7 protein-coding genes are annotated in these 7,877 nt (G+C 58.5%); 5 read left to right on the top strand and 2 right to left on the bottom strand.

All coding sequences use genetic code 11. The features are described from left to right. Window positions 1-344: 344 nt before the first annotated feature. The gene (locus C2I19_RS03865) at window positions 345-995 is read right to left on the bottom strand and encodes an HAD family hydrolase (protein WP_103901404.1); all 651 of its coding nucleotides are present in this window, start codon (window positions 993-995) and stop codon (window positions 345-347) included. Between the two features lie 41 nt (window positions 996-1,036). Next, a complete protein-coding gene (ilvA, locus tag C2I19_RS03860) occupies window positions 1,037-2,566 on the bottom strand; it encodes a threonine ammonia-lyase, biosynthetic (protein ID WP_103901403.1) in 1,530 nt (509 codons plus the stop codon). Window positions 2,567-2,769: 203 nt separating this feature from the next. Between ilvA and C2I19_RS03855 the strand changes: the two genes are divergently transcribed. The 5 genes from C2I19_RS03855 (at window position 2,770) to C2I19_RS03835 (ending at window position 7,649) form a co-directional block, all read left to right on the top strand. After that, window positions 2,770-3,915, top strand: a complete 1,146-nt coding sequence (locus C2I19_RS03855; protein WP_103901402.1) for a D-alanyl-D-alanine carboxypeptidase family protein — start codon at window positions 2,770-2,772, stop codon at window positions 3,913-3,915. Between the two features lie 86 nt (window positions 3,916-4,001). Next, window positions 4,002-4,271, top strand: a complete 270-nt coding sequence (locus C2I19_RS03850; protein ID WP_103901401.1) for a YbeD family protein — start codon at window positions 4,002-4,004, stop codon at window positions 4,269-4,271. A gap of 19 nt (window positions 4,272-4,290) precedes the next feature. Next, window positions 4,291-4,914 carry a lipoyl(octanoyl) transferase LipB gene (lipB, locus tag C2I19_RS03845; RefSeq protein WP_103901400.1) on the top strand — a complete coding sequence of 208 codons (624 nt, stop codon included), beginning with the start codon at window positions 4,291-4,293 and terminating at the stop codon, window positions 4,912-4,914. After that, window positions 4,911-5,885, top strand: a complete 975-nt coding sequence (gene lipA, locus C2I19_RS03840) for a lipoyl synthase (RefSeq protein ID WP_103901399.1) — start codon at window positions 4,911-4,913, stop codon at window positions 5,883-5,885. Before lipB ends, lipA begins: the two co-directional genes overlap by 4 nt. Before the next feature lie 51 nt (window positions 5,886-5,936). Next, complete coding sequence (locus C2I19_RS03835) at window positions 5,937-7,649, top strand: hypothetical protein (RefSeq protein WP_103901398.1); 1,713 nt, start codon at window positions 5,937-5,939, stop codon at window positions 7,647-7,649. Window positions 7,650-7,877: the final 228 nt, after the last annotated feature.

Raw genomic sequence — 7,877 nt, 5'->3', positions numbered from 1 at the left:
CTTTCGCCAAGCACTTACACCTATCGGTTATTCGTTCTGTTAAAGAGCAGTGCCTTCGCTGCTTTCGTCGCACCGGAAACTGTTTCGTTTCCGCTGTTTCGTTCGCTGCGTCAGCTGAGGAGGCGAACTATACGCCCGCCCCCCACACCCGTCAACACCTTTTGCGAGAAAAATTGAATTTTTCACCCAGTATTCATGCAAGGCGATGATTTTTAAAGAAATTGCAATGCAAGAAATTTCAACTCCCTGCGCCGCGGGCTAGCCATCCTCGCCAAAACGCCCAAAAACAAACAGGCCGGCGCTGCCGCCGGCCTGTGCTGATCTATTAAGTAGTACGCCTCCCGCTACTGGAGATGGTCAAGCAATTGCAAAGGGTGGTCTATGCCTACGTCCGCCCCCCACTCCGCCGGCCTGTCCTCATCCGAGATATAGCCCCAATTCGCGAGCACCGTCCTCATGCCTACCGCACGCCCCGCCTGGATGTCTCGCTCCGCGTCGCCGACATAGGCGCAAGACTCTGCCGCGATGCCTATGCGCTCCACCGCATGCAACATCGGCCGCGGATCAGGTTTGGCCACGCCAACCGTATCGCCGCTCACAGTCACCGCCGGCGCGCTGGCGAAGGGCAAGGCCGGTACCAACCTGTCAGTAAAACGCATGGGCTTATTGGTGATGATGCCCCACACCACTCCGCGCCGGTCCAACTCCTCTATCAAGGCGTTGACGCCATCGAACAGACAGGTCTCATCCGCGAAGCTGGCTTCGTAGTGATCCAAGAAACGGATGCGCAAGGCCTCCAGCCTATCCGCAGCAATGTCCTGACCAAAACCCAGCCTCACCAAGCCGCGCGCGCCGTGGCTGGCGATAGGCCGGATCGCATCATATGACTGAGAGGGCAAGCCCTCTTCTGCCAATAGCCGGTTCAACGCCGCGCCCAGATCGCGCGCCGTATCGGCCAAGGTGCCGTCCAGATCGAATAACACTGCCTTGATCATGATCTCGCTTCACAAATATCCATGATTCGACATTGCACCATCTAACGGATGGTCTTGCCAAGAAACAAGCGATACGCCGGATTCTCGGTTTCCTCTATATAGGGATAGCCCAGCGCATCGAGAAACTGCTGAAAAGCCTGCGCATCGGAGGGCGGCACCTGTATGCCCACCAGCACGCGGCCATAGTCGGCGCCGTGATTGCGATAGTGGAACAGGCTGATGTTCCAATCCGTGCGCATCGCATCCAGGAAACGCATCAGCGCGCCGGGACGGTCCGGAAACTCGAAGCGCAGCACCCGCTCGTCCTTCAACTGCGGCGCATGGCCTCCCACCAGATGACGGATATGCAGCTTGGCCAGCTCGTTGTCGGTTAGGTCTATCCCATCCAACTCCTCGCCGCGCAAGTCGCCAAGCAACTTTTCCGCATCCTCGCGACCAGCTATCTGCACGCCGACGAAAACATGGGCCACGCTGGGATCGGCGAAGCGGTAATTGAATTCCGTGATGTTGCGCCCGCCTATCACCGAACAGAAACGCTTGAAGCTGCCCGGCTTCTCCGGAATGGTGACGGCGATGATGGCCTCCCGCCGCTCGCCCAACTCGGAACGCTCCGACACATGGCGCAGCCGGTCGAAGTTCATATTCGCGCCGCAGGAGATCGCCACCAGCGATTGCCCCTCGCAGCCTTCGCGCTCGATATAAGCCTTGGCTCCGGCCACCGCCAGCGCGCCAGCCGGCTCGACGATGGAACGCGTATCCTCAAAAATATCTTTGATCGCCGCGCAGATGGCGTCCGAATCCACCAGGATGATTTCATCCAGTAGTTCGCGGCAGATGCGGAAGGTTTCCTCGCCCACCAGCTTGACCGCCACGCCGTCGGCGAACAGGCCCACGTCCTTCAGTTCGACGCGCTCGCCTTTCTCTATGGACTGCCGCATCGCGTCGGAATCCACCGGCTGCACGCCTATCACCTTCACCTCCGGCTTCAGCCGCTTGATGAAACTAGCCACGCCGGCCGCCAGGCCGCCGCCGCCGATGGCGACGAATACCGCGTTCAGATCGTCCGGATGCTGGCGCAGGATCTCCATGCCCACCGTGCCCTGGCCGGCGATCACGTCCGGATCGTCAAATGGCGGGATATAGGTTCGGCCGCTTTCCTTCGCCAGCGTCATCGCGTGCAGATAGGCCTCATTGAAGGAATCGCCAGACAGCACCACCTGGCCGCCGCGCTGCTTCACCGCGTCTATCTTGATTTGCGGCGTGGTCACCGGCATGACGATCACGGCCTCGCAACCGAGTTTACTGGCCGACAACGCCACGCCCTGAGCGTGATTGCCGGCGCTGGCGGTGATCACGCCGCGCGCGCGCTGCTCGGCCGACAGCTTGGCCATCTTGTTGTAAGCCCCGCGCAGCTTGAACGAAAAAACCGGCTGCAGATCCTCGCGCTTCAGCAGAATGCGGTTGCCGTAGCGACGCGACAGATTGGGCGCCAGCTCCAGCGGCGTCTCCACCGCCACATCGTAAACGCGAGAGGTCAGGATGCGTTCCAGATAATCATGCTTGTCGCTCATGGTGATGCCTTGGTCCCTGGTAGTTTCTTGTATTTGAACTGCCAGAGTATCAGGAACTCCAAACCAGCGGGAAGCCGGCCGGGCATTATTTGCTGCATTGCAAAATGCAGGGCATCCGGACTGGCTTTTTCGGGCTGCGGCCCCCGCCGCAGCGTGTATAATCTCCGGCTACTGTTTGTGACCCCTTGCAAGTCCGCTCCGACATGAAAAAAATCACTTCCGCCCTGGTGGCGGCAGCGCTGGCGCTGCCGTCTTTTGCCTTTGCCAACGCCGCCTTCGTCCCGCCCGCGCCGGACATCGCCGGCAAGGCCTATTACCTGCTCGACTACAACAGCCAACAAGTGCTGACCGCCCGAGATCCGGATTCCCGCGTCGAACCGGCCTCACTGACCAAACTGATGACCGCCTACCTCACCTTCAAAGCGCTGAAAGAGAAGCGTCTGTCGCTGGAACAGATGCTGACCGTCTCCCAGCGCGGCTGGAAGACCGAGGGTTCGCGCATGTTCCTGGACCCGAAAACCCCGGCCAAGGTTGACGACCTGATCAAGGGCATGATCGTGCAATCCGGCAACGACGCCTGCGTGACGCTGGCCGAAGCCATCGCCGGCAGCGAAGACGTGTTCGCGCAATTGATGACGCAACAGGCGCAGAAGTTGGGCATGAAGAACACGCAGTTCAAGAATGCCACCGGCCTGCCGCACGATGGCCACTACACCACAGTACACGATCTGGGCATCCTCGCCGCCGCGCTGATCCGCGACTACCCTGAGTTCTATCCGATCTACTCGATGAAGTCGTTCACCTACAACAACATCAAGCAGCCCAACCGCAACCTGCTGCTGTACCGCGATCCCAACGTCGACGGCATGAAGACCGGCTACACCGACACCGCCGGCTACAATATGGTGACCTCCAGCCACCGCGACGGACGCCGCGTGATTTCCGTCGTCGTCGGCACCGCCAGCCCCGAAGCGCGCGCAGTGGAAAGCTCCAAACTGCTGAACTACGGCTTGCAATTCTTCGACACGCCCAAACTATATTCCGCGAATGCCCGCGTCTCCGACGTTTCCGTTTACAAGGGCAATGCCAAAATCGTTCCAGTCGGCTTCGGCAGCGATGTCTACGCCACGGTGGCCAAGGGCCAGTCCTCCAAGCTGAAGGCTGATTTGACCACGACGCAGCCCCTGATCGCGCCGATCAAGGCCGGCCAGGTGGTGGGCAAGCTAACGGTTTCCCTTGATGGAAAGCCTTTGCTGGAACGCCCGGTGGTAGCATTGCAAGCCGTGGACGAAGGCAACTTCTTCAGCCGCCTGTGGGATAGCCTGAAACTGCTGCTCGGCTGGAAGTAATAAATTCGTAGTAGAATCATGCAGTTCGCAGCGCCGCGGCCCGTCCGCGGCCTGCTGTTTTTGCAATCGCGTTAGAGTAGCTAGACATGTCCGACGAAAAACAGGAATTGTTTGAATTCCCCTGCCGCTTCCCGCTCAAGATCATGGGCGAGCGGCACGACGAATTCGTCACCACCATCACCGAAGTGGTGCGCATCCACGCCCCGGATCTCGCCGAGGTGGATGTGATGCTGCGCGAAAGCTCCAGCGGCCGCTTCTACGCGCTGACTATCACGGTCACCGCCACTTCGCGCCAGCAACTGGACAGCATCTACCTGTCGCTGACCGGCCACCCCATGGTCAAGATGGTCCTCTAAGACAAAGCCGGGAGTTCAGGTGCCACGCATCATCAAACATCTGGGCCGGGTCGATTACGAACCGACCTGGCGCGCCATGCAAGCCTTCACCGACCAGCGCGATGAAAACACCGCGGACGAACTGTGGGTGGTGGAGCACCCGCCGGTGTACACCCAGGGCCTGGCCGGCAAACCGGAACACTTGCTTGAGCAGCATGACATCCCCGTGGTGCAGACCGACCGCGGCGGCCAGATCACCTACCACGGCCCCGGCCAACTGGTGGTCTACCTGCTGATCGACTTCAAGCGCATGCATATCGGCGTGCGCGAGCTGGTGCGCCACATCGAGCAAGCCGTCATCGACATGCTGGCCGAGCAAGGCATAGCTGCCAACGGCGACGTGGACGCGCCAGGCGTATACGTGGATGGCGCCAAGATTTGCTCGCTGGGCCTGCGCATCAAGAACGGCGCCGTCTACCACGGTCTGAGCTTGAACGTGGACATGGACCTGACTCCGTTTAGCTGGATCAACCCTTGCGGCTACGCCAACCTCAAGGTGACCCATATGAAGAATTTGGGCGTCAATCTCACGGTAGCCGCAGCGGCCGACAAGCTACTGCCGCACCTGGAACGCCACCTGAGCACAAGCAAGGAGACCGCATGAAGCCGGACAACCAGGCTGGGGTGAAGCATAAAGGCGAAGCCAAAACCGCCCGCATCCCGATCAAGATCGTGCCGCTGGACGAAAAGCTGAAAAAGCCGGAGTGGATCCGCGCCAAGCTGCCCAACGGCCAACGCTTCCACGAGATCAAGCAAATCCTGCGCGAGCAGAAGCTGCACACGGTCTGCGAAGAAGCCACCTGCCCCAATATCGGCGAATGCTTCAGCAAGGGCACGGCCACCTTCATGATCATGGGCGACATCTGCACCCGCCGCTGCCCCTTCTGCGACGTCGGCCATGGCCGCCCCAATCCGCTGGATGAAAACGAGCCCAAGCACCTGGCCGAAAGCGTGGCGGCGATGAAACTGAAGTACGTGGTGGTCACCTCAGTGGACCGCGACGACCTGCGTGACGGCGGCGCTCAGCACTTCGCCGACTGCATCAGCGCCGTGCGCGGCATGTCTCCGAGCACCCAGATCGAAACGCTGGTGCCGGACTTCCGCGGCCGCCTGGACGTCGCCATCGACATCCTGAGCCAAACCCCGCCGGACGTGATGAACCACAATCTGGAAACCGTGCCGCGCCTGTACAAGCAGGCCCGGCCCGGCGCCGATTACGCCCACTCCTTGCAGCTCTTGAAAGACTACAAGGCCCAGAACCCTAACGTCCGCACCAAGTCCGGCCTGATGGTAGGCCTGGGCGAAACCGACGAGGAAATTCTGGAAGTGATGCGCGACCTGCGCGCGCACAACGTGGACATGCTGACCATAGGCCAGTACCTGCAACCATCCAACGGCCACCTGCCGGTGCTGCGCTACGTGCACCCGGACGTGTTCAAGATGTTCGAGAAAAAAGCCTACGAAATGGGCTTTGTCCACGCCGCTGTCGGCGCCATGGTGCGGTCCAGCTACCACGCCGACGTGCAGGCGCATGAGGCTGGCGTGTGTGACACTTCCAATGCTATTGGCGACTAAACAACGCTAATTTGTACTCTACATCGCTAAACGCTACTGAGAGGAGCGACGGTGCGAAAGGCAATTCCCAGGATCAAGGAGTTTCCCGACGACGGCCGCATCTGGAGAGTAGATTGGTTTGGCGGTGTAGAGCGCAATCCACAGGTTCCCTCTGAACCTAAAATCCAACTCATCATCAGTCCGGTGGTTGGTGGAGCAACGGATTATGCCGCCAGCAACGCCGTGAACCACGAAGAACGCCGCTCGATCAGCATCGGCGTTGGCCAGCTTCCTCTCGTCACCATCGGTTCACTTTGGCAAAACCGGCATTGCCTTGTAGCAAGTGCCGGCAAGGTCAAAACCTTCGATAACCTCATCATTTCGCCTAAGACAGTCCGCCTGGTGAAATCGGATGTGTCGGTAGATGGGCAGCAGCTCATCCGCAAGAAGTATCACCAGATCGGAGCCGGGCTTGCCACAAACTGCGTGGCTATCGAATGGCAGGGCGACCCTTACGGCATCATTATCCCGACTACCGAAATCATCCGGTTTTACTACGCCACGTCATCCGACTTAGCAAAAGCCATCTTTGCCGGCGATTTTCGACACGACCTGGGGTCGATCGTGAATCCGGATGAGTGCCAGTTCGTTGTGCCAGAGAGGCGCTGCATACTCAGGCTTCGTAAGGAGTTTGCTGATGCAGATGCGTGGATTATCGGTCGCGTTTTGAATTGTCAGGAAGCCTTCGATGGGGCAGCTCTAGTGCATGACTCTATGATCAAGCAGGCCGTGCAGAATAAGCCGCGCGTGTACCCGGAAGCTGCGTTCCCTTTCATTGGGGCAACCAACTTGCGGGTGAGGACGAAGGCAATGAGAACGCCTGATGAGAAAAGCTGGCGCTTCATTGTCTTTGCTTTGGAGCATTGCTCGGGGCCATTTCCCTTCAGTGCGATTACTTGTGATCGTGATAACAGTAATCTTCGACCGGAAGAAGGCAAGGACCTCCCTGATGACCAAAAAGAGCCGGCATATCCTGTAAAGCAGCCATCCGGTAAAGATGTGACCGATGGCGAGCTGCAAAGCGATGATGAGCCCTCAAACAACGTTCAATCCGCAGTCGTTACCCTGCCAGAGGAGCGTTTTGGAGCCTTGGCCTGCATGGAATTGGAGAAGCCCGAGAAGGAGGCCTGCCACTACTTTAGCGCTGGGATCGTCCGCCCGCTTGCCCTTCCTACTGATGTGCTCGGCACGGGGGATGGGACCTACTCAGATAACGGTGTGACTCCAACTTCAGCCGAAATTAAGCATATACGCCAGGAGGCCATGCCGGCGAGTTTCGAAAATTTCGAGGCGATGGTCAACCACCTGAATGGGTTGGCTGGATGCCAAACCAAAATCCGCACCAGAACTGACGCCATAGCATTTATACCGCTGACAAAGCCGCATAAGGCATGGCAATGGAGCTATCTGGATTCAGGACGGCAGCAAAGACGTGCCGCAGTTGTTGCTGATCTGATCTACAACCATCGCTTCTACAGCTTGATCGAGTTTCAGTGGCGAGAGGGCGAGTCATTCAAGCTTGCTATGGTGTCTTTGCCGGGGAGAGCAAGAATGAGCGATGAACTGGTTGTCCTATTGCTGCAGTCATTGGCAAGGCAAGATGGGCGTTGGGAGAAGATAAAACCATTGCCATTCGATATTGATCTTGCAACGCTTAAGCACACGTGGCCTTCAGTTGAAGCTTATGCTGGTGCTGTGATGAAGAAGATGTTGAGCCTAGTTTAGGCCTTGCCTTCATACCGACATAATATTTTTCAATCCAATGGGATACAAACATCGTTCTCTGCTAACTCTTGCGTGCCAAAAGAACCGAGAGCACGAAGCTTTTTGGGCTTTAAACGTAAGTGTGGGTATCTAACGGCGCTGTTGCACAAATCCTGAACAGGGCGAGGCCCCCCCTTTCCCCAAATGGATTTAGACCACCGCCACCGTGCACGGACGGCCCAGCATGCT

The sequence above is a fragment of the Chromobacterium alticapitis genome (genome assembly GCF_002924365.1).
GTDB lineage: Bacteria > Pseudomonadota > Gammaproteobacteria > Burkholderiales > Chromobacteriaceae > Chromobacterium > Chromobacterium alticapitis.
Note: the sequence above shows the minus strand (reverse complement) of the source record. Positions and strands in the feature narration are given on the sequence as shown.